Raw genomic sequence first — 22,609 nt, 5'->3', positions numbered from 1 at the left:
GAGATGTCTCCATGCGTATGTCGGGCAAAAACCGGCGCGGCGCGCACCCGCCCTCGAAGGCGCGCGTCTGGATCGGATTCAGGCATCGTCCTCGCGGATCGACGATGGGTGGCGGCACAGCGGCGTCACCGCGATCTTCATGTACGGAAACAGCGGCAGACCGGTCAGGATCTCGTGCAGCTCGGCGTTGCTTGCGACATCCAGGATGCTGTAGTTCGCGTATTCGCCGGCCAGGCGCCAGATATGGCGCCACTTGCCGCTGCGCTGCAGCGCCTGCGAATACGCCTTCTCCTGCGCCTTGATCTCATCGGCAACGTCGGCCGGCAGGTCGGCCGGGATATGCACATCCATGCGTACGTGGAACAGCATCGTCGTGTCCTTTCGTTATCCGGATTACTTTGTTATCCTGATCAGGCCGTCGCGCGTGAAGCGGCGGATCCTGGTCTCGTCGAGTTCGATGCCCAGGCCCGGGCCATCCGGCACGGTCAGCTCGAAATCGCTGTAGTCGAGGGGCCGGGTCAGGATTTCCTCGGTGATCAGCAGCGGTCCGAACAATTCGGTCCCCCACTGCAGATGCGCGAAGCTGGCGAACAGATGCGCCGAGGCAATCGTGCTGAACGCCCCTTCCAGCATCGTGCCGCCGTACAGTTCGATACCGGCGGCATCGGCAATCGCGGCCACGCGCTGCGCCGCGAACAGCCCGCCGTTCTGTTCGATCTTGATCGCGAACACATCAGCGCCATGCGTACGGGCGATCTCGAAGGCGCTTTCCGGGCCTTGCAGGATTTCGTCGGCCATCAGCGCCACCGGGAAGCGCCGCATCAGGCGCACCAGTGCGGCGGCCGAGGCCACCGGCTGCTCGACCAGTTCGCAGCCGGCATCGGCCAGCGCGGGAAGCGCCAGCGCTGCCTGCGTCTCGCTCCAGGCCATGTTGACGTCGACCCGTATCGTGGCGCGTTCGCCCAGCGCGCGCTTGATATCGGCCACGTGCTTGAGATCGGCGTGCAACGCCCTGGCGCCGATCTTCAGCTTGAAGATCCGGTGACGCCGCGCCTCGAGCATCGCTTCAGCCTCCTCGATATCGCGCGCGGTATCGCCCGACGCCAGCGTCCAGGCGACAGGCAGACGCTCGCGGCGCCGGCCGCCAAGCAGTTCGCTGACCGGCACGCCAAGGCGCTTGCCATGCGCATCGAGCAACGCGGTTTCCAGCGCGCTCTTCGAGAAGTGATTGAACTTGACCAGCTTGCCGAGGTACGCCATCAGCGACTGGATGCGCGTGGCATCGCGGCCGATCATGGCTGGCGCGAAATACGCGTCGATCGCGAGCTTCATCGCTTCCGGACTTTCCGGACCATACGCCATGCCCGCGATCGTGGTGCCCTCGCCGACGCCGACCACGCCGTCGCTGCAGATCACCCTGACCAGCATCAGCGTCTGCCCGTGCATGGTGGCCACGGAGAGCGTGTGCGGGCGGATTGTCGGCAGATCGACGAGGCGGGTTTCAATACGTTCGATCGTCGGAGCGGTCATGGCAGGAATGGCGCGAAAGAGGTTCATTGAACGGATTTATACGTTCCGCACCGGGCCTGCGTCCAAGACCATTTGGATCTTCTTCGATACCTGTCTGGTATTAAACTGGCTGAAACCGGGATAAATTAACGAACATCGACCATCAACATACTTACAAGGTATAGGGAATACCCTATACCATCCAGCGCCCATGGATCTCCGACAACTTCGCTATTTCGTCGCCGTTGCACGCGAGCGCAACTTCACGCGCGCGGCAGAGCAGCTCCATATCGCGCAACCGCCCCTGAGTCGACAGATTCAGCTGATCGAGGAAGAACTCGGGGTATCGCTACTGCTGCGCAACAGTCGTCCGGTGCAGCTCACCGATGCCGGACGCCTGTTTTACGAGCAGGCGATCCAGATACTCGGACGGGTCGAGCAGATGCAAGCGGCCACCAGACGCGTCGGCCAGCATCGGCGCAGCGTGCTGTCGATCGGCTTTGTCGCCTCGACACTGTATGGCGGCCTGCCGACCCTGATGCGCAAGCTGCGCGAGCGCGCGCCCGAGCTCGATATTCAGGTCGTCGAACTCATGTCGATCCAGCAAATCGAGGCGCTCAAGGAGGGTCGCATCGATATCGGCTTTGGCCGCGTGCATCACAGCGATCCGAGCGTGACAGGTACGCTGCTGCGCGAGGAACGGCTCGCCGTGGCGCTACCGATGAGGTCGCCCATGGCCGGGACCTCGGCGCTGTTGCCGATCCACAGCCTGCACGGGCAGAAGCTGATTGTGTATCCGAAGGACTGGCATCCGGGCTTCGCTGATCAGGTGCTGAACATCCTGCATGCTCATGACGTGCAACCCGGCGAGGTGCTCGAGGTACGAGAGATCCAGGCCGCGCTCGGTCTGGTGGCGGCAGAATTCGGTGTGTGCGTGATACCGTCGTCGGCGCGCCAGATGCGCAACGACGTCCATTACCGGACGATCGACAGCGAACGCGCGATCTCGCCGGTCATGTTCTATCACCGGGTCAACGACAATTCCAGATACATCGATCTGGTCAAGCTTCTGATCAAGGAAATGTATATTGAAGAACAGTCATGGCTTGATACGCATAATCTGCAGACAGTCATTTCGTTCGATTGAATTCAAGCTGTTCGTCATCGGCCATCCTGATTGAAGAGTAAGACGCAACATAAGCAGCCGGTCCCAACAACGTTGACTGTCCGCTGTGGAGAGAGACAATTGACTTTTATGGGTCGACCGCGGAGGTCGAGAACCCCCTCGTCGGCATGCGCTCATCAGTGAGTTTTCAGGATCAGCCAGGAGTCGACACTCGACGACACTTTGGCCTTGCCCCTGTTTCACGAATCCCATAGCTGAGGCAATCAAGCCGCTTGCCCTCGCTGAGCGGCGGCCCAATTCTTCTCGAACGTCATGGGACTGACGTAGTCCAATGTCGAATGCAGTCGGCGGGCATTGTAGAAACCAAGCCAGCCGACGATTTCATCCTTCGCAGCACGCCGCGTCGCGAAGTGCCGACCGTGCAGTCGTGCGACCTTCAGCGAACCCCACAGGCTTTCGGTCGGTGCATTAGTATCCCAAAAATCGCTACGCCGGCTCATCGACGAACGCATGCCGTACGCCTTGAGCGTGTCCCGGAACAATACGCTGCAATACTGGGCGGATTCAACCGGTCCTCGCAACACTGGATTGTTGAACAGATTTTAGGTACTCGTCCAGGGCTTCCGCAGGCGTCTTCCAGCCGAGAGTTTCCCGGGGCCTTGAATTCAACGTATTAGCGACGGCCTGGATCTCTCGAGCACTCCACCGGGCCAGGTCGGTGCCCTTTGGGAAGTACTGTCGCAGAAGGCCATTGGTGTTTTCGTTCGTACCACGCTGCCATGGGCTGTGCGGATCGGCGAAGAATACCTTCACGCCTGACTCAACAGTGAAGCGGGCATGATCGGACAGTTCCTTGCCACGATCCCAGGTCAATGATCGCCACAACTCAGCAGGCAAGTCAGTGACGGTCTTCTTGAGTGCATTGGCCATCGTGACAGCCCCGTAGCCGGCCAGGGCTGGTCCGTTTTTCGTGCGCGGAATCAATCCATAGCCTTTCTCCCGAGGCAAGTGCACGAGCATCGTGAACCGGCTTGATCTTTCCACCAGCGTCCCGACGGCCGATCGGTTCAGGCCAATGAGCAGGTCGCCTTCCCAATGGCCGGGCACAGCACGATCTTCCGCCTCTGCAGGCCGGCTGGAAATCATCACCTCCTCACTGACGTGCGCCCACGCCTTGGCACGCGCTCTCGCTCGCGGAACGCGCAACGCGCGCCCGGTGCGCAGGCAGCCCACCAACTCACGCTTGAGCGCGCCTCGCCCTTGAATATAGAGCGCTTGGTAAATGGCTTCGTGAGAGATGCGCATAGACTCATCGTCCGGGAAATCTACCTGCAATCGATTGGCAATTTGTTCGGGTGACCACCCGTTGACCCACTTTCGGTCACCGCGATGCGGTTTATTTCGACCCTTGAACGGTGCCTGCCTGGGCCCGGCAATTTCACGACCATCCGCGTCATGTACTTTGCCATCCAGACGCTCCTGTACATATTGACGCAGCCGTGCATTAGTCGCCAGCTTCGCCGGCTTTGGTCGTTTAGCGAACCGTTCCGCTTTCCACTGCGCGACCGAAGCACGATACTCGAGGTACCCGCCACGTGTCGCCGCGTTGCGCGTGAGTTCTCGCGAAACGGTTGATGGACTGCGTCCGATACGGCGGGCGATCTCGCGCACCCCGAGGCCTTGGGCAGAAAGCAATGCTATCTCTTCTCGCTCAGCGAACGACAAGTATCGACCCGCAATAGGCTTCGACATGAATAGTGGCATGCCGCCACGATAGCGGAACCAGCGCGAGCCTATCGCTTGCGATGCGCCTACCGCCTCCGCTGCTTTCTCGCTTGTAATGCCAGTGGCGATCTGTTGCCAGAACCGACGCTCGATCTCATTTCCAAGTGAGGGCGCCCCCGGCGAGTACATCGCTCCTCGCCCTGTCAACCGATACACCTGTTTTGCACTTCGTCCCATGCAACACCTCCTCGATTAAAGGTGTTGCGAGGACCGGTTGAATACGCCCAGTATTGCAGCGGCGACTATCAGGCGTTATTGGCCGAATACGGCATGCGTTGCTCGATGAGCCGAAAGGGAAATTGCTGGGACACTCAGTCCAGAATACGCCTCGAACGTCGGACCGATCTGACCCGTGCTGGGATTGGCCGAGGTGCCTTGGCATTGACCTGTCGATCGGGTTCCGGCGTTCCCCGAGCGTTGCCGGGCCCAGCGTCTGTGACCTGATAGGAGCTTTGTTTCTGCACCGTGAGTGTCCTGTCCTGCGATTGGGGTTGGTGATGCGCCCACCACAACGGACACACGCATGGAACAAAACGAAGTCATTCTGGGTGTTGACACGCATCTGGATACGCATGTCGGGGCTGTAATCAGCGACACAGGCAGGCTTCTCGGAACGCTATCGGTAAGGACCGACACGGCAGGATATCTCGACCTGCTCACATGGGCGAACTCGTTCGGACAGTTATGTCGCGCCGGGGTTGAAGGAACCGGCACCTACGGAGCGGGGTTGGCACGTGTGCTACGCGATCACGAGATCGAGGTGCTTGAAGTCAATCGTCCCGATCGTGCGCTGCGCCGGTCCAAAGGAAAATCAGATCCGACGGATGCCGAAAACGCCGCGCGTGCTGTCCTCGCCGGAAGGGCTACGGCTATTCCAAAGGAACAGTCTGGTGCAGCTGAGGCAATGCGTGCCGTCTCCGTCGCCAGACGCAGTGCCGTGAAGGCCAAGACGCAGGCTATCAATCAGTTACGGGCTTTGCTCGTGAACGCTCCCCAAGAGATCCGCGAGCGTCTTCTGAAAACGAAGACTGCAGAATGCGTTAACGGTTGCGCCCGTCTTCGCTCGTTGGGCAAAACGCCAATGTTGCAAACGCTCACGGCCACACTGCGTCTGCTGGCGAAGCGCTGGTTGACGCTCGCAGAGGAGCTCAAAGCGCTCGACACCATGCTTGACAGCCTGACCAGCCAGCATGCCAGGCGACTTCGCGATCGGTTCGGCGTCGGCCCGCAGACCGCTGCAGTATTGGTTGCTGTGGCGGGTGACAATCCCGAACGCCTGAAAAGTGAGGCCGCGCTGGCGGCCCTTTGTGGGACGAGTCCATTACAGGCGTCTTCCGGCAAGACGGTCCGGCATCGACTGAACAGAGGCGGTGACCGGTCTGCAAATAACGCTCTATGGACTATTGCGATGGTTCGGATGCGCAGCGATCCACGTACCAGGGCGTATGTCGAACGTCGGACGAAGGAAGGCATGTCGAACAAGGAAATCCACCGGTGCCTGAAGCGCTATATCGTACGGGAGTTGTACCCGCTCATCCTTGCCGATCTGGCCGATTCGACGCATGTTGCTTGACATAGGAGCGTCAACGCGCCGATGGAAAGCTTCTTCAACAGTCTGAAAAACGAACGGGTATTCCATGAACGCTATGGCACTCGCGATGCCGCCCGGCGCGATCTGTTCGAGTACATCGAAGGGTTTTACAATCGGCGCCGCCGGCATTCTTCGATTGGCTATCGCACGCCGGTTCAGCAGTATGACGCCTGGTTCGAAGAAGAGAAATTAGCAGCATAGACGCTACGTTGGTAGCCGGAAAACGCGCCCAAGCTCAGGGCATCGCCAGCGAATCCCCTATTTGGCAAGGGACAAACGCCGAAAGGCAGAACAGTACGATATTGTTCGGCATCCAGAATTCTTACCGAAAGTATAGCCACTTTATTTGGCTTCGAGATCAATGCCGAAGGATCTGCCCGCAGGTGGTCGGTTTAGCTTCGCCGTTTTCATTGGGTGCCGCTAGCACTTGATCGGTGCAGAGCTCACACGTGTAGATGGTCGTGAGGTGCAGCGGCATCGCCATGATGGTGGCGGGAGCGCTCAGCGAGTGCCGGTATCGTGTGCAGGTTCGCGAAGCGGACGCCGCGCTGGCTGGTAATCGTGTCTGCGAAATTCGTCACATCCGCGGTGCGGCCGCGAAGAACCGACGATTCGAGCAAGCTCATATGGTCGAGATGCACGCGGGTGCTTGCCACTGACAAGTCGTGGCGATCGTGATGTGCTTCGGTAATCCGACGCGCCAGATCACGCGTAGCGTGATCGTAGACATAGGTGAGCGTCGCGACGCAGTGGCTACCCGTCTGTACCGACGGCTGCCGTGCCAGATGCTCGCGAACGAGGTCACGGAACGCCTCGGAGCGGCTTGTGTAGCCACGATCGGCGACCAGTTCGTCCAGCGAAGCTAACAGCTCGTCGTCAATCGTGATCGTGATGCACTGCATGGTGGCTCCTGCACAGAAATATTTCGACCTGGGCCGCTGATGGTACGCCGCCAGGAGTATGAGGTTTTTTTGAAAAGATATTATCTGGACGGATGCGGATGATGCTGGATTTCGTGCGTCCGTAACGGGGTTTTGTAATGTAACCTGTCCGGAGAACAAATGACGAATCTGATCAAGGCACTGTTTGGCGACGAACAGGGCCAGATGAAGCAGAAGATCGGTGTGCTCTACGCGCTACTTGTGGCGTTCAACGTCGGCGCATGGGTGTGGGCATTGGCTGTCTTCCGTCACTATCCGCTGCTGATGGGGACCAGTCTGCTGGCATGGTCGTTTGGCCTGCGTCATGCGGTGGACGCGGATCATATCGCCGCCATCGACAATGTGACGCGCAAGCTGATGCAGGCGGGCCGGCGACCGATTTCCGTCGGCCTCATGTTTTCCCTGGGCCACTCGACGATCGTCGTGCTCGCCTCTGTCGGCATCGCGGCAACAGCGCTTGCAATGAAGAGCCAGATGGACGCGTTCAAGGACGTGGGCGGGGTGATCGGTACGCTGGTATCGACGTTCTTCCTGTTTGCGATCGCACTGATGAACCTGTTCATCCTGAAAGCCGTGATTGCCGCATTCCGGCGTGTGCGTCGCGGCGAGCCCTACGTCGACGAGGACTTCGACTTGCTGCTCGCCAATCGGGGCTTCCTGGCGCGGATTTTCCGTCCCCTGTTCGGACTTGTCACACGAAGCTGGCACATGTACTTCCTGGGCTTCCTGTTCGGTCTGGGCTTCGACACTGCGACCGAGGTAGGCTTGCTCGGCATCTCTGCCGCGAGCGCTGCACAGGGCATGCCGATCTGGTCGATCCTGGTGTTCCCGGTGCTGTTCACGGCCGGCATGACGCTGATCGATACGACGGATAGCATCCTTATGCTCGGCGCCTATGGTTGGGCGTTCGTAAAGCCTGTCCGCAAGCTCTATTACAACATCACCATTACTTCGATTTCGGTCATCGTCGCGCTGGTCGTGGGCGGCATAGAAGGGCTTGGGCTACTTGGTAACCAGCTACAACTGTCTGGTCCGTTCTGGGATGACGTGGGCAAGCTCAACGACAACTTCGGATTGATCGGCTATGTCATCGTCGGTGTGTTTATCGTGAGTTGGCTATGCTCCGTTGTCGTCTACCGATGGAAACGATTTGACGAAATGGAGGTTACGTCGGGTCAAACCTGACATGGCGGCAGATCGGATCGCTACATTATTCCTCCAAGTCCCTTTGAGAGGGATCGACAGACAAACGGTCGCGCTGCGCCTACGTCCGCGTTGGGTCGACAGCGTGCTTCATCCGCGGACCAACTCGCGTTTTGGCCGAATCGCTGCTCAGCGTGCGTCGGTCTTCTCTACCGACAGTGCTGGCGATCAAGCCAAGCCTATCCGGTAAGACTGCCCCTCGCGAGCATGAGTCGGTCTACTCATGCGTAATCGTCGCGAACTTGGCGCTCGACCCGGAGCTAGGTCAATCACTTCGTGCAACGGCACGACACGCGGCTCACGCGCACGAATAGTGTGCTGAATTTCGCTAGCGAAGCGCGACGATTCCGAGGCGCCTCCAAGATATATACCCCAGCAATCCGTTGGAAGCCACTCATCATTTGATCGTCGACTTGTAAGTCGCAAAAAAACAAACCCTGCAGAGCCTTAACTCTGGGGGTTCCGCCGCCATTGCTGGTGGGTACGGAGGAAATTCGCGCGACCACGGGCCGCGAAATCGACTTGTGCTCTGCTGCGCGCTGCACCGAACAGCGAAGGATGATTCCTAGCCCACGACCAATGCCGGACAATCAGGCCGACTGGCCCATCCATGATCGAGCGCCGTCGGTGCCACGACCGTTGACGCCATTCACGCGGCGTTGGAAGAGCTGATCGGCCGCACGAAGCGGATGCTCACGCAGAAGCAAAAGGACAAGAACAAACTTTACGCGCTGCATGCGCCGGAGGTGGAGTGCCTGGCGAAAGTGCGACGTGAAGTCGCAAACATCATTGTCTCGCCCGCCCACAAGGCTGGTGACGAGACCGGCCGTTCCGTCGGCCGTAGCCTACCTGTGCATGCGTTGCCGGCAACAGCGACGTGTGAAGCCACGGGGACAACGTGTCGGGCCTTCGGGCCGCGTCAGCCTCCGCGAGGAGGAGACGTCACCTGCGAGCATCGATGTGGGTGGGATCCCAGGCTGAGTGGCATGGTCAACAGATGTGAACTGCCGCAGGCATCGTTAGGCACGACAAGCCAAAGATGCTGACAGGCTTGAACCAAAACGGTACGTGGTCGGCTGCTCCTCCCTTTGCTACGGAGCACACGGACAGGGAGACCACCGGTGTACAGGCAGGACCTAACCCACTCGTTGTGATGTTTGTGGAACACGGTAAGCCCGACGTGCTGCCAGCGATGGCAGGCCAACCGCAAGGAAGGCTGATGGCATAGCGGGTATTCGTGATGCGCCTCGCCGTGGCGGTTGAATCGACGAGTCGCCCGAGCCGGATGGCGACATCGACCGCGTCGCGAATGAGATCCTGGCGTTGATCGCCCAGCGTCAGTTCGATCCGCAGTTCGGGGGGCTTCTCGGCGAACGGCTGCAAGCGCGGAAGCACTTCGCGAACGCCCACGCTGGTGGGCATGCTCATCCGCAGCACGCCTCGCAGGTCGGTCCCTTCGCGCACGCTATGTTCCGCCTCTTCGAGCGCGATCAGGATGGGCTCGACGCGTGCCAGAAAATCAGCGCCCGCATCGGTCGGCACCACCGCACGCGTGGTGCGGGATAACAGGCGCACCCCGAGGTCGCTTTCCATATCCGCAATCAGGCGGGAGACCTGCGACTGAGAAAGACCGACCTCCCGTGCAGCAGCAGAAAAGCTGCCGAGACGCGCCACGCGGGTGTAGAGCTTGAGGGAAAGAATGTCGTTCATGGTTGGGTCTTTCACGTTGCGAGGCCAGGCGCCCCGTTACTGGAATCACCTCCTGATCTGATCGATCCGCGAGAGGAAGAGCTCGACAAGGGGTGAACGATTGTTCCGGTTATACCCGACCACCAGTTCGATCCTCGGCGGTTCGCCTTTGAGCGGCCGGCTCGTCACCGACCAGGGCAGCAGTTTCTCGGCGTAGGCAGGCAAGAGGGCAACACCTCTCGTGGAGGCGATCAGCGACATCGCCATCGTCAGGTTGTGGACGCGATGCGCCGGCTCGATGGCGAGACCGTTTGCCGCCAGATAGTTCTCGATCGCGCGGCGCATGGGGCCCGCCACGTCCGAGCCGCCAATGAACAGCTCGCTCGCCAGTTCGTGCACGTCGATCTCGTCGAAGGCCGCGAGGCGATGATCGCTCGGCATCAGCACGACGAACGGCTCGCGCGCAACCGTCACGTACTCGAGGTCGGGCCGATTGGCTTCGGCACGCATGAACGCGATATCGAGCCGGCCCGCGGACAGTCCCTCGGCCAGATCCGGGGAGTGTTCGCTCGACACCGTCATCTCGAGGGTCTGCAGATCGGCCGCGAGAACACGCGTCGCCTCGGCAAGCCAGGTCACTTCCTGGCCGCTCAGAAAGCCGACGGCAAACGTCGGCTTTGAAGGCCGGGCCGCCCGCCGCGCGGCCTCGCGCGCCGCGTCGACCTGGGCCAGGGCGAGGCGCGCATGGTCGAGAAATGCCTTGCCGGCATCGGTCAGTTCAATGCCGCGCGCACTGCGCACGAACAGTTGCGCCCCGACCTCGTATTCGAGATCGCGGATCTGCCGGCTCAGGGACGGCTGCGACGTATAGAGCCGCCGCTCCGCCGCGACGGTCAGGCTGCCCTCTTCCGCCACGGCAACGAAATAACGCAGATGACGCAGTTCCATGCGCGCGGTCCTTTACGGGTAGTCATGCCTGTCAGGTATGACGCCCAGCTTACAAAGTCTTTTTCGCGCGGACAAGTGCCGACTATCGTTCGATTCCAGCAGCCGGACGAAACCGTCGCTCACCTCAACGTCAGTCATCTGCGGGAAGGACACGATCATGAAGACCCTCACCGGAAAGACCGCGCTCGTCACGGGCGCTTCGCGCGGCATCGGGCGCGCCGCGGCGCTCGCGCTCGCGCAGGCGGGCGCTCAGGTCATCGTCCACTATGGCCACCATGCACGTGAAGCAGAGGCCGTCGTCGCTGAAATCACTGCAGCAGGCAGCCGTGCCCATGCGATCCAGGCCGATCTCGCGGAAGCCGACGGGCCGCACCGACTCGCGCGGCAGGTCCGCGCAATCGTCGGCGAACGGCTCGACATCCTCGTTGCCAATGCGGACGTCGCAAAGGCCGCCACGCTCGAGGAAACCCGTGTCGAGGATTTCGACGAGCTGTTCGCCGTCAACGTCCGCGCGCCGTATTTTCTCGTGCAGCAGCTTCTGCCGATCATGTGCAAGGGCAGCAGCGTCACGCTGCTGTCTTCGCTCGCGGCCCATGCAGCCGTGGGCGACCTGTCGGCCTACTCGGCCACGAAGGGCGCCGTGGAAACCCTCGTGCGCCATTTGGCGGCTGACCTCGGAGCACGCGGCATCCGCGTGAACGCGGTCGCGCCCGGCGTGGTGCAAACCGACATGTCGAGCTTCACCCGCACCGAAGAAGGCCGCGACATGACACTCGGCCTGCAGGCCATCAAACGGCTCGCGGAACCCGGGGACATCGCCGCTGCAATCACGTTTCTCGCCTCCGGCGAGGCCCGATGGACGACGAGCGCGACGCTCCATGTGGACGGCGGCTCGAAGCTCTAGGCGCAGCGGGCGCGACGCCGCCCATTCAGCCGCTCAGAACGATTCACGCAAACCGGAATACATCATGACGCAAATCACTTCAATCCAGCCTTCGCGCACGCGAAACTGGCTCGCGGTTCTTTCAGTCGCACTCAGTGCGACCGTATTCTGCACGACTGAATTCCTCCCGGTCGGGTTACTCCGCTACATCAACCAGGGACTGGGCGTCAGCGAAGGCACTGCCGGCATCATGGTCACGACGCCCGGTCTGCTGGCCGCCATCGCCGCGCCGCTGCTGACCGTGGCAGTCGGACGCTTCGACCGCCGACGCGTATTGCTGGGCCTGGGCGTGCTGCTCGTGATCTCGAATCTGATGGCCATGCTGGCGCCCGATTTCGCGATTCTCATCGTCGCCCGCGCGCTGTTCGGATTCGGCATCGGCGGATTCTGGGCGATCAGCGTGGGGCTCGGCGCCCGACTCGTGCCGAACGAGCAGGTCGGCCGGGCCACGTCGCTGATCTTCGCGGGCGTGTCGCTCGGCATGCTGATCGGCGGGCCGGCGGGCGCGCTGATCGGAGACATGGTGGGCTGGCGCACCGCGTTTGGCGCCGCGCTCGCGCTGTCCGTTGCCGCGTTGCTGGCCCAGTGGGCGACGTTGCCGTCGCTGCACGTGGCGCATCGGGTCAGCACACGCGATCTGCTCGGTCTCTTCGGCACCCGGCCGGCGCGCATCGGGCTGATCGCGATGACGCTGGCACTGTGCGGGCAGTTTGCGACCTACACATACATCACCCCGTTCCTCGCGACGGTGTCGGGCTTTGGCGGCAAGGTCATCTCGTTGCTGCTGCTCGGCTATACGTTCATCGGTCTGGCGGGTAATTTCATCGGCGGTTCATCCGCGCAACGTAGCGTCAGGACGACCCTGGTCGCAAGCATCGTGTTCATCGCATTGCCGCTTGCCATGCTTCCCGCATTCGGCGCCAGCCGGCCCTGGGTGCTGGTAACGCTGGCCGCGTGGGGAACCGCATATGGTGCGCTACCGGTCGCGCTGCAGATGTGGATGGCCCAGGCCACCCGCGAAGTGCGCGAAGGCGGCATGGCGCTTTTCGTCGCCAACTTCCAGATCTCGATTGCACTGGGCTCATTCGCAGGCGGCCGGGTCGTCGACGGATTCGGTCTCTTCGACGCGATGTTCTTCGGCGCCGGACTCGCCGTGCTGTCGATCCTGACGCTGGCGCTGACGGGCGGCCATCCGCGCAGCGCCGACGAGCCCGCCACCTGCTGAACGCTGCCCCGCTGAGCAACCGTACGCAACCGTTACGGCGATCCGCGAGCATCTGGCGTTCTACCCCGACCGTATCGATGCAATCGAAGCGCTGCCCGCCGACGCGATTTCCGCTTGATCCCATTCCTTGCGCAGAACCCCACCCAACAGGAGAAGCAACATGAACAACGCCCCCGTCGTCCTGATCACCGGCGCGCTGTCCGGCATTGGCCGCGCCACCGCCTTCGCATTCGCCCGCGACAAGGCGCGCGTCGTGCTTGCCGGCCGCCGGGCCGAAGTCGGCGGGAAGCTCGCCGAAGAACTGCGCGCAACCGGCGTCGAAGCCGAATTCATCCAGGCAGACGTTCGCCATGAAGAACAGGTCGAAGCCCTCGTCCAGGGAACCGTCGCACGCTTCGGTCAACTCGACATCGCCGTCAACGCGGCCGGCGTCGAAGGCGAATCGGGCCCGGTCACGGAGCAAACGCCCGAGCGCTACGCAGCTGTCTTCGACGCCAACGTACTCGGCACCCTGCTCGCGATGAAGCACGAGCTGCGCGTGATGACAGCCCAGCAGCGCGGCAGCATCGTCAACGTGTCGTCGACGATGGGCGTGCGCGGCGCAGCCGGCATGTCTATCTACACGGCCAGCAAGCACGCAGTCGAAGGCCTCACGAAATCCGCGGCGCTGGAAGCGGCTGCGTCGGGCGTGCGCGTGAATGCCGTCGCGCCCGGCCCCATCGACACGGAGATGCTCACCCGGCTGACCGGCTCCGGCGAGCGCAAGGCTGCCATGCTGTCGAGCGTCCCGCTCAAGCGCGCGGGAACACCCGAGGAAATCGCCGAGGCCATCGTCTTCGTCGGATCGGACAAGGCCGGCTACATGACCGGCGAAGTGCTGCGCGTCAACGGCGGCAGGACTGCCTGAACCCGCCGGATGAGAGGAGAACACCATGTCCGCAAGCCATACGCCCCAATTTGACGATCTCCCCCCGGTCATGAAGGCAGTCCGGACGCGGCCGCTGTTCGTGGTCCGTCTGGGCGTCAAGCCGATCGTAACGGTCGGTCAGACGCCAGGCGCGTTGCGTCGCGTCGGTATCGTCGAGTCCGGCACGTTCCAGGGCGACCGGCTCACCGGTACCGTACTGGACGGCAGTAACGACTGGCAGACCGTGCGCGGCGCTACCGGCACGACGCACGATGTGCGCGTCACGCTGCGCACCGACGACGGCGTCCACCTCCTGATGTCGTACCACGGCGTCCGGCATGGTCCGACCGACGTGATCGAGCGCCTGGAACGGGGTGAAGTTGTCGACCCCGCAAGCTACTACTTCCGCATCAACCCCGTGTTCGAAGCGCCGGCCGGACGCTACGAATGGCTGAACGGCATCCTGGCCGTCGGCCTCGGCCACCGCTTCGCGTACGGCCCCGTGTACAGCGTATTCGAAGTGCTGTGATACTCACCGGAGAACACCATGACCACGACTACCCCCGCACAGAACAAGGCGCTGCTGCTCGAAGCGTTCGATACGCTCTTCAACCAGCGCGACTACGCCTCCGCCGAGCGCTTCTGGTCGGAGGCCTATATCCAGCACAGCGCGCACATTGCGCCCGGACGTGAAGGCCTGTTCGACCTGATCCGCACCTTGCCCGACACGTTGCGTTACGAGAATCAGCTCGTGGTGGCGGAAGGCGATTACGTGATTGCGCATGGCCGGTTTTCCGGCAACGGCAGACCCGCCGCCTGGATTGCCGCCGACATCGTGCGTTTCGAGAACGGCAAGCTGGCCGAGCACTGGGACGTGCTCCAGGACGAGGCCAGCGCGGCCCAGTCCGTCAGCGGCCTGCCGATGTTCGGCCAACGCTTTCCGTCCTGATTCGCGGGGCGCCGACGGCCATGCACGCCCCATACCTTAGAAGCATGGCCGATTGCCTGCAAAGTCTTTTTCCTGTTGCCGGACAGCGCGTACATTACCCATCAACAGGCACCGCCACACAAGACTTGCAGGCACGTGAGCGGACTGAGAAAGCAGCACCCCATGCATTCCAGACATACCAGACAGTCAACCGCTCAACCCGCCTCTGAAAGGACCGCGATCATGGCCCACCCGACTCACCACACCGCGCCGACGCAATACGTCGAGGCAAACGGCATCCGCTTCGCGTATCGCCGCTTCGGCAATCCGCAGGGTGTTCCGCTCGTCATGAACATGCACTTCACCGGCACCATGGATCACTGGGACCCTGCCGTGACCGACGGCCTCGCCGCGGGACGCGAGGTCATCCTGTTCAACAACGCGGGCATTGCGGGCAGCTCGGGCAGCGTCCCCGAATCGATCGAGGAGATGGCGGCCCACGCCGCCGCGTTCATCCGTGCGCTCGGCCTCGAACAGGTCGATGTACTGGGCTTCTCGATGGGCGGCCTGATTGCCCAGACGCTCGCCATTGCCGAGCCCGCCCTGGTGCGCCGCCTGATCCTCGTCGGCACCGGCCCGCGCAGTGGAGAAGGCATGGCCTCGCTGACGCCGGAAGCCCAAGACATCTTCGGCGCGGCCTATGCCGAGCCGGACCACCTCTGGCTGCGCGTGCATTTCTCGCCGACCGAAACCAGCCAGGCCGCCGGGCGGGCGTTTCTCGAACGCCTGCGTCGCCGCACCGAGAACCGCGATCCGGCCGCCAGCGAAGCCGTGGCGCCGGCCCAGCTCGCGGCGCTCGCGAAATGGGGCAAACCGCAAGACAACCCGTACGCTTACCTGTCGGCACTCCGCCAGCCGACGCTGGTCGTCAACGGCGACAACGACGTGATCATTTACACGGTCAATTCGCTGATCCTGCGCCAGCACATTCCGGATGCCCAGCTGATCATCTATCCCGACGCCAATCACGGTTCGCTTTATCAATACCCCGAGCGTTTCGTGGAAGACGTTTCCCGCTTTCTTGCGTGATTCCTTCGTGATTCCTTAGTCGCTATATCCGCCTTTTCGATGCATCACCCAAGGAGAATTCATTGTGAGTACTAATCTTGATGGCAAGACCGCCCTCGTCACGGGCGCTTCGCGCGGCATCGGCCGCGCCACCGCCCTGGCGCTCGCTGCCGCAGGCGCACGCGTGCTCGTGCATTTCGGCAGCGACGAACAGGCTGCACGTTCCGTGGTCGAGACGATCCGGGCGTCGGGCGGTTCGGCCGAAACGGTCGCAGCGGACCTGAGCACGGCGAACGGCCCGCACGAACTGGCCCGTCAGGTCCGTGCGCGGGTGGGCGAGCGCCTCGACATCTTCGTGGCGAATGCCGGCATCTCGAAGGCCGCGCCCATTGCGGAGACGACGATCGAAGACTTCGACCGCCTGTTTGCCGTCAACGTGCGCGCACCGTACTTCCTCGTCCAGCAGTTGCTGCCCGTGCTGGGCGAAGGCAGCAGCGTGGTCCTGCTGTCCTCCCTTGCCGCGCGCAACGCGGTCGGCAACCTGTCGGCCTACGCCGCGACCAAGGGCGCGATCGACACGCTGGTCAAGCACTTCGCCGCGGCGCTCGGCGAGCGCGGCATCCGTGTGAACGCCATCGCACCGGGCGTCGTCGAGACCGACATGTCGAACTTCGCCAAAACCGATGCCGGCCGCGACTTCACGCTCGGCATGCAGGCCCTCAAGCGCGTCGCGCAGCCCGACGACATCGCGGGCGCCGCCCTGTTCCTCGCATCCGACGCGGCGCGCTGGGTGACGGGCGACACGCTGCGCGTCGATGGCGGCTCGAAGCTCTAACCCCGACGGAGACGGCCATGACCCACGCAGCCTGCCCGACCGTTGCCGCGAATCGCCGCGGGAGCACCCGCCGGCATACGCATGTCGCACTCGGCGCGCGCGCCAGCTTCTGGGTCTCGGCCGGCGTGGTCGCGCATACCCTCTGGACCAGCGCCGCGCCCGCCATGACGTACCGGCTCTACGCGAGCGAATGGCACCTCACGCAGACAACCACGGCCGCCATCTTCGCGATCTACCCGATCGTGGTCGTCAGCGTGCTGCTGCTGTTCGGCGGCCTGTCCGACCAGATCGGCCGGCGGGCGACGATGCTGCTCGGCCTGGGCGCGTCGTTCCTCGGCGCGCTGACGCTTGCGCTTGCGCACGACGTCTCATGGCTTTTCGTGGCCCGGGCATTCATGGGCGTCGGCGTCGGCCTGACCGCCGGACCGTCGACGGCGGCGATGGTCGAATTCAACAAGGGCGGAGCGCCACGCCGTGCCTCCGTGGTTGCCACGGCCGCCCAGGCCGCGGGCTTCGCGGCGGCGCTCATCGTCGGGGGCGCGCTGACGCAATACGCGCCCTGGCCCCTGCATCTGGTGTTCTGGCTGCTGGCGCTGCTGATCGCGGCGCTGTTCGTCGTCACGTGGTGCCTGCCCCGGCCCGCGGAGCGCGGCGCCGCCAGCGGCTGGACGCCTAGCCTGCCGTCCGTGCCGCGGCGCGCACGCAGGGCCTTCGCGGTCGCAGCGTTCGCCATGATCACCGCCTACGCCCACGGCGTCATGATCCTGTCGCTCGGCGGACAGATCGCGCATGACCTGGTCCGTTCCCCGAACACGCTCGTCAACGGCGCGATCCTCGCGGTCTTCGCCATCACGTCCGGTGTCGTGAGTTTGCTGGGCAAATCGCTGTCGACGCGGTCCGCAATGATTGCGGGTGCCACGGCGTCCGGCGCGGGCATGGGATTGCTTGCGGCCGCAACCGCCCTTCACGGCATCACGCTTTTCCTGTCCGCGACCGCGATGACCGGCGCCGGCTATAGCCTGCTGTTTCTGGGCGCGCTGGAAGTCATCAACCGCGCAACTCCCGTCGAACGGCGCGGTAGCGCCCTGTCGGCGCTCTATCTCCTGGGTTATCTGGCCATTGGCGTACTCGCGCCGATTCTGGGGCGCATCGCGACGGTTCAGGGGCTGGGCTTCGCCGTCTATCTGGGCGCTGGCCTCATCGCTGCCTTGAGTGTCGCCACGCTCGGACTCGCGCTCGGCCTGCGTCGCATCGCGGACGATTGACCGGCACTGATTCCCATTGAACTGCCGAATCTGCTTGCCTCGCGTGACATAAGAATCAGCCGCTCCCCAGAAGAGAAAATAATGAAGAACCCTGTCGATCACTCCCACGACTTGCTGCCCAGTGGTGCTTCACCCTCCATCCGAGCTTTGCCCGGAAGAGTCCTGCTCGAACACTATCGCCTCGTTCGTGCGCGTACCGAAGCACTGGTGGCTCCGCTGAGCGATGAAGACCAGGCCATTCAGTCGATGCCAGATGCCAGCCCGACGAAGTGGCATCTGGCCCACACGACATGGTTCTGGGAAACCTTCGTGCTCGAACAGAATCTGCCCGGCTATACGCCGTTCGATCCGGATTTCTCGTTCCTCTTCAACTCGTACTACGAGTCGCTGGGTCCTCGCCATCCTCGTCCGCAACGCGGTCTGCTGAGCCGCCCCAGCAGCTCGCGGGTCGCAGATTACCGGCATTACGTCGACCAACACGTCGAGGAACTGCTCGGCACGCTACCGGTCGCGACATTGAACGGCATTGAACCACTCGTCCGGCTCGGCCTCGCGCATGAGGAGCAGCACCAGGAACTGCTCCTGATGGACATCCTGCATCTGTTCTCGCAGTCACCGCTCCATCCCGCCTACCGTCCCGACTGGTCACGACCCGAAGCCGGTCGGGCAGGCAAATTCCGCAGGCACGACGGGGGGCTGGTCTCGGTTGGAGACGCGGCATCGCCATTCGCTTTCGACAACGAACGGCCACACCACCGGACCTGGTTAGAACCGTTCGAAATCAGCGACCGGCTGGTCACGAACCGGGACTGGCTGCGATTCATGAACGATGGCGGATATACGATAGCTAGCAACTGGCTATCCGACGGCTGGGACCGTGTTCGCGCCGAAGGCTGGGATGCGCCGCTCTACTGGCGGCGTTCGTCCGCTGGGGAGGGCTGGACCGAAATCACGCTGCGCGGTCTCAATCCTCTGGATCTCGACGCGCCCGTCATACACGTCAGCTATTACGAGGCTGCAGCCTTTGCAACCTGGGCGGGCGCGCGTCTGCCGACCGAGGCTGAATGGGAGATCTCGGCTGGGGCGGGCCTGCTCGAACAGGCTAACGACGTCGCATGGCAATGGACTGGCAGCGCCTACGCGCCCTATCCAGGGTTCAGACCCACCGCAGACGCAACCGGCGAATACAACGGCAAGTTCATGAGCGGACAAATGGTATTGCGTGGCGGTGCATTCTCGACTCCCCACGGGCATACGCGCGCGAGTTACCGCAATTTCTTCCGGCCCGAGCAACGCTGGATGTTCTCGGGCGTGCGTCTCGCGAGGGATATCACCCCCGTCGATGGCGACAGGAATAACGATTCGTCGTCCGACACGGACACGTTCGAGCGTGACGTACTTGAAGGCCTGTCGCGCCCGGCAAAATCGCTGTCTCCCAAGTATTTCTATGATGCCCAGGGGTCGGCGCTGTTCGAAGCGATCTGTGCAACACCTGAGTATTACCCGACTCGAGCGGAAACCGCATTACTCAAGGAGATTGCCGCGCAGCTCGCCTCGGAGTTTCCGGATCACGCCACCCTGGTGGAATTCGGGAGCGGTGCGAGCGCAAAGACACAGGTCATCCTCGACACCGTCCCACAGATCCGCACCTATGTACCGATCGATATCAGTACGGCGGCACTGGAAGAGGCTCTGCAGCGCATCACCGACGCTTATCCGGCGCTGGACGTCCGACCGGTCGCGGGCGACTTCACTCGCGACATGGGGCTGCCCGACTTGCTCGGGAACGATTCCGTAGTCGGATTCTTCCCGGGATCGACAATCGGAAATTTCGAGCCGATCGAGGCAATCTTCTTCCTGCGAACGGCGAAGAAACTCCTGGGCAATCGGGCGAAGCTCATCGTTGGCGTCGACATGGTCAAGGATACGCCGACGCTCCTGTCCGCATACAACGATGCAGGCGGGGTTACAGCACGATTCAATCTCAACCTGCTGAGTCGCATCAATCGCGAGCTGGGCGCAAATTTCAGGCTCGACGCATTCGCTCATGCGGCTATCTGGAACGACGATCTGAAACGGATCGAGATGCATCTGGTCAGCTTGAAGAAGCAGATGGTTCGCGTGCTGAATCGCGACATCCATTTCGAAGCTGGCGAACGTATACACACCGAGAATTCGCACAAATACACCACCGACTCCTTTGAAAAACTCGCAAGATCGGCTCGATGGCAAGTAACACGATCGTGGGTAAGTACCGCGCCTCGGTTTGGAATTTTTCTGCTCGAAGCTTCGGCGCAGTGACAATCGCGGCGGCTTGTTTCATTTCAGCGGCTTCGGCCGCAAGCGTGCCAGGAGATATTTACAAGCCGGTGTTCGACATAACGATGTGCCACGACAACCAACCGGAGCCATCACATGTCGACCCACAACCCCTTCCAGGAATTTCTCAGCAAGATCCTGCACGACAACCAGCCCAACCAGAATCTCCTCGACGACGGGGTCCCCGCCCTACGCCGACTGTCTGCAATCGCCCACGAGGACGGCGGCCCCAGTTACGTCGCAGCGCTGTTTTTGCTCGGCCTGTACGACCCGAAGCGCTTCCCGTTTCAGCTCACCGATCTGCGCATGCTCGATCGCGAATGCTTTGAAGACGTACTTCGCGTTCTTAAAATGGACACCCTGGCCTGCTCGCACAGCGTCGAGCATTATTTCGCCCTTGGTGCAAAACGCTTCGAGCAACTGGCGATCGACTGGGGTCTCATTGACTCATCCGACTAATTGACGCAGCTCCCCGTGGCAATGCCACGGGGAGAGAGCCCAGGCACGGAATCGTCCTATCAGAACATCCGGTACCGGCTATCAGCCGGTGTGCAATGGTGATTGCTTCAGCACGGTTGCGCGTCTTGAGGCTGGCTCTGTAAGCATCGGTCGCCAGCTTGCCGCCCCTCGTGCGAGGGAACAGGTGCTGAAGGTGCTTGGGGATGCCGATACGGAGTTGATAGATACCGCTTTGGGAATGCGGTTCCAGTCCAGGGGGCAGTGTCGTCATGTCATCCATCCGCGTATTTTGACACGCGAATTGACAAGGTAGATTGACGATGCCGAAAAAGACAAAGCCCGGAAAGTCTTGCCAGTATTGGGATTCCCTTTACTGGCCTGGCTTTCCGGGCCTTAATCCTTGGTCGGGGCGAGAGGATTTAAACCTCTTACCACCTGCGCCCCATACAAATGACCTGCTCACGTCAACGACATGAATTCATATGCAGTCGGCGGCGGACTATAGCCGAGGCGAACTCGCTCTTGGGAACTGTGTTCGAACAACCCTTGCGCCGCGTTCCAACGCATCAAGATGATCAGCCCAAGCCTGCATCATCTTTCTGCGTACTGCCAGGTATTCAGCAAAGTTATAAGCTCCGCGCACCTCATCTCGCTCGCCGTGCGATAACTGTCGCTCAATAGCATCGGAAGGCCATCCCAGTTCATTCAACAAGGTCGAAGCCGTGCTTCGAAAACCATGACCGGTCATCTCCTCACGCGTGTATCCGAGTCTACGGAGAGCCGCATTGACCGTGTTCTCGCTCATCGGTCGCGCGCTCGTTCTGATACTTGGAAATAGATAGCGCCCATGCCCCGTCGCTGAATGTAGCTCCTTCAGAACTGCAAGCGACTGCGTGGCAAGAGGAACAATGTGTTGTTCCTTCATCTTCATTCGAGACGCAGGAATCCGCCATTCAGCCTGCTCACAGTCAAACTCCGACCACTCCGCCTTTCTTAATTCTCCTGGGCGGACAAACGTCAAAATGCCAAGCAGCAATGCACACCGCGTCTCGAACGCGCCCATGTAGTCCCGAATCACGCGCATCAACTGCCCCACCGCCTTGGGATCCTGGATCGATGCGTGATGCCGCTTCTGCGCAGGTTTGAGGGCGTCGCGCAGATCGGTGGTTGGGTCGTGTATGGCCCGGCCGGTGACCACCGCATACCTGAAAATCTGGCCGCATTTCTGCAACGCACGATGCGTAAGATCGATCGCACCACGTTGTTCGATCCGTCGCAAAACCGTCAGCAACTCCAGAGGCGTAATCTCCGCAATCGGACGACCGCCAAGCCACGGGAACATGTCGCGCTCGAGCCGATGGAGAACCAGGCTCGCATATTCACTTTCCCACTTCTCTTTTGTAAGCTCAAACCATTCGCGTGCCACGACCTCGAAGCTGTTGGCCGCCCGATCTGCTGCCGCAGTCTTCTGAGCCTTCCTAGCCTGGCCTGGATCATATCCGGCAGCGAGTTGTCTGCGTGCGTCATCGCGCTGTTCACGCGCGTCCTTTAACGACACATCCGGATAGGCGCCAAAAGCAAGGAGCTTTTCCTTACCCGAAAAGCGGTACTTCAACCGCCAAAGACGTGAACCGTTCGGGTTCAGCAACAAAAAGAGACCGCCGCCATCGGATAGCTTCGTAGGCTTAGCGCCAGCCTTGGCCTTGCGGATTGCAGCGTCGGAAAGAGCCATTGGGGGTATCTCCTCATTCCGAGGACAGGATACCCCCAAAACTACCCCCAACAATTCGAGGATGTCAATGGATGCCGCGGGAGTTTCCGGGAAGCGCGAAGGCTTGAAATGCCTGTACAGCAAGGGTTGGGGAGGT

General features: G+C 61.8%; 21 protein-coding genes and 3 pseudogenes. 15 read left to right on the top strand and 9 right to left on the bottom strand.

Annotated features, from left to right (window positions below; all coding sequences use genetic code 11):
• Positions 1-78: 78 nt before the first annotated feature.
• Both catC and AC3AP7_RS18685 read right to left on the bottom strand, forming a co-directional pair.
• Positions 79-369 (bottom strand): muconolactone Delta-isomerase, encoded by a 291-nt coding sequence (catC, locus tag AC3AP7_RS18690; RefSeq protein ID WP_487364074.1) that lies wholly within the window; start codon positions 367-369, stop codon positions 79-81.
• Between the two features lie 24 nt (positions 370-393).
• On the bottom strand, positions 394-1,530 hold the full coding sequence (locus AC3AP7_RS18685; RefSeq protein ID WP_487364073.1) for a muconate/chloromuconate family cycloisomerase: 1,137 nt from the start codon (positions 1,528-1,530) through the stop codon (positions 394-396).
• Between the two features lie 190 nt (positions 1,531-1,720).
• Between AC3AP7_RS18685 and AC3AP7_RS18680 the strand changes: the two genes are divergently transcribed.
• Entirely contained in the window at positions 1,721-2,656 is a 936-nt protein-coding gene (locus tag AC3AP7_RS18680; protein WP_487364072.1) for a LysR family transcriptional regulator, read from the top strand.
• Positions 2,657-2,898: 242 nt separating this feature from the next.
• Here AC3AP7_RS18680 and AC3AP7_RS18675 read toward each other — a convergent pair.
• Together AC3AP7_RS18675 and AC3AP7_RS18670 are read right to left on the bottom strand one after the other, a co-directional pair.
• Positions 2,899-3,195, bottom strand: a pseudogene (locus AC3AP7_RS18675) (IS3 family transposase); the annotation flags it as partial.
• 4 nt (positions 3,196-3,199) lie between these two features.
• A complete protein-coding gene (locus tag AC3AP7_RS18670; protein WP_487364071.1) occupies positions 3,200-4,597 on the bottom strand; it encodes an IS30 family transposase in 1,398 nt (465 codons plus the stop codon).
• 346 nt (positions 4,598-4,943) lie between these two features.
• On the opposite strand from AC3AP7_RS18670, the gene AC3AP7_RS18665 reads away from it, so the two are divergent.
• Positions 4,944-5,993, top strand: coding sequence for an IS110 family RNA-guided transposase (locus AC3AP7_RS18665; protein ID WP_487364070.1), 1,050 nt, complete (start codon positions 4,944-4,946; stop codon positions 5,991-5,993).
• Between the two features lie 12 nt (positions 5,994-6,005).
• A pseudogene (locus tag AC3AP7_RS18660) lies at positions 6,006-6,212 on the top strand (IS3 family transposase); the annotation flags it as partial.
• Positions 6,213-6,454: 242 nt separating this feature from the next.
• Here AC3AP7_RS18660 and nikR read toward each other — a convergent pair.
• A complete protein-coding gene (gene nikR / locus AC3AP7_RS18655; RefSeq protein ID WP_487364069.1) occupies positions 6,455-6,913 on the bottom strand; it encodes a nickel-responsive transcriptional regulator NikR in 459 nt (152 codons plus the stop codon).
• A gap of 159 nt (positions 6,914-7,072) precedes the next feature.
• Here nikR and AC3AP7_RS18650 point away from each other — a divergent pair, with 159 nt between their 5' ends.
• Positions 7,073-8,137, top strand: coding sequence for a HoxN/HupN/NixA family nickel/cobalt transporter (locus AC3AP7_RS18650; protein WP_487364068.1), 1,065 nt, complete (start codon positions 7,073-7,075; stop codon positions 8,135-8,137).
• Positions 8,138-9,145: 1,008 nt separating this feature from the next.
• On the opposite strand, the gene AC3AP7_RS18645 is transcribed toward AC3AP7_RS18650, so the two are convergent.
• On the bottom strand, positions 9,146-9,865 hold the full coding sequence (locus AC3AP7_RS18645) for a LysR family transcriptional regulator (protein WP_487364067.1): 720 nt from the start codon (positions 9,863-9,865) through the stop codon (positions 9,146-9,148).
• Between the two features lie 45 nt (positions 9,866-9,910).
• Positions 9,911-10,792 carry a LysR family transcriptional regulator gene (locus AC3AP7_RS18640; protein WP_487364066.1) on the bottom strand — a complete coding sequence of 294 codons (882 nt, stop codon included), beginning with the start codon at positions 10,790-10,792 and terminating at the stop codon, positions 9,911-9,913.
• A gap of 157 nt (positions 10,793-10,949) precedes the next feature.
• Between AC3AP7_RS18640 and AC3AP7_RS18635 the strand changes: the two genes are divergently transcribed.
• The 11 genes and pseudogenes from AC3AP7_RS18635 (at position 10,950) to AC3AP7_RS18585 (ending at position 20,741) form a co-directional block, all read left to right on the top strand.
• Positions 10,950-11,696 (top strand): SDR family NAD(P)-dependent oxidoreductase, encoded by a 747-nt coding sequence (locus AC3AP7_RS18635; protein WP_487364065.1) that lies wholly within the window; start codon positions 10,950-10,952, stop codon positions 11,694-11,696.
• Between the two features lie 64 nt (positions 11,697-11,760).
• A complete protein-coding gene (locus AC3AP7_RS18630) occupies positions 11,761-12,960 on the top strand; it encodes an MFS transporter (protein WP_487364064.1) in 1,200 nt (399 codons plus the stop codon).
• A 160-nt stretch (positions 12,961-13,120) separates the two neighbouring features.
• Entirely contained in the window at positions 13,121-13,867 is a 747-nt protein-coding gene (locus tag AC3AP7_RS18625; protein ID WP_487364063.1) for an SDR family NAD(P)-dependent oxidoreductase, read from the top strand.
• A 25-nt stretch (positions 13,868-13,892) separates the two neighbouring features.
• On the top strand, positions 13,893-14,396 hold the full coding sequence (locus AC3AP7_RS18620) for a DUF3237 domain-containing protein (protein ID WP_487364062.1): 504 nt from the start codon (positions 13,893-13,895) through the stop codon (positions 14,394-14,396).
• 18 nt (positions 14,397-14,414) lie between these two features.
• Entirely contained in the window at positions 14,415-14,816 is a 402-nt protein-coding gene (locus tag AC3AP7_RS18615; RefSeq protein WP_487364061.1) for a nuclear transport factor 2 family protein, read from the top strand.
• A gap of 222 nt (positions 14,817-15,038) precedes the next feature.
• Positions 15,039-15,884, top strand: a complete 846-nt coding sequence (locus AC3AP7_RS18610) for an alpha/beta fold hydrolase (RefSeq protein WP_487364931.1) — start codon at positions 15,039-15,041, stop codon at positions 15,882-15,884.
• A gap of 64 nt (positions 15,885-15,948) precedes the next feature.
• A complete protein-coding gene (locus AC3AP7_RS18605) occupies positions 15,949-16,698 on the top strand; it encodes an SDR family NAD(P)-dependent oxidoreductase (RefSeq protein ID WP_487364060.1) in 750 nt (249 codons plus the stop codon).
• A 17-nt stretch (positions 16,699-16,715) separates the two neighbouring features.
• On the top strand, positions 16,716-17,963 hold the full coding sequence (locus tag AC3AP7_RS18600) for an MFS transporter (RefSeq protein WP_487364059.1): 1,248 nt from the start codon (positions 16,716-16,718) through the stop codon (positions 17,961-17,963).
• Between the two features lie 81 nt (positions 17,964-18,044).
• Positions 18,045-19,295: pseudogene (gene egtB / locus AC3AP7_RS18595) on the top strand (ergothioneine biosynthesis protein EgtB); the annotation flags it as partial.
• Positions 19,275-20,264: an L-histidine N(alpha)-methyltransferase gene (gene egtD / locus AC3AP7_RS18590; protein ID WP_487364930.1), complete on the top strand. Its 990-nt coding sequence runs from the start codon at positions 19,275-19,277 to the stop codon at positions 20,262-20,264. The pseudogene egtB and the gene egtD, both read left to right, overlap by 21 nt.
• A 114-nt stretch (positions 20,265-20,378) precedes the next feature.
• Complete coding sequence (locus tag AC3AP7_RS18585; protein WP_487364058.1) at positions 20,379-20,741, top strand: DUF7673 family protein; 363 nt, start codon at positions 20,379-20,381, stop codon at positions 20,739-20,741.
• On the opposite strand, the gene AC3AP7_RS18580 is transcribed toward AC3AP7_RS18585, so the two are convergent.
• Positions 20,722-21,012, bottom strand: coding sequence for a DUF6538 domain-containing protein (locus tag AC3AP7_RS18580; RefSeq protein ID WP_487364057.1), 291 nt, complete (start codon positions 21,010-21,012; stop codon positions 20,722-20,724). The two genes, AC3AP7_RS18585 and AC3AP7_RS18580, sit on opposite strands and share 20 nt — an antisense overlap.
• Positions 21,013-21,240: 228 nt before the next feature.
• A complete protein-coding gene (locus AC3AP7_RS18575) occupies positions 21,241-22,473 on the bottom strand; it encodes a tyrosine-type recombinase/integrase (protein WP_487364056.1) in 1,233 nt (410 codons plus the stop codon).
• Between the last annotated feature and the right edge of the window lie 136 nt (positions 22,474-22,609).

The sequence above is a fragment of the Paraburkholderia sp. PAMB 6770 genome, from assembly GCF_057748135.1.
The sequence above is the reverse complement of the archived record's forward strand: the minus strand, read 5'-3'. Positions and strand labels throughout refer to the sequence as shown.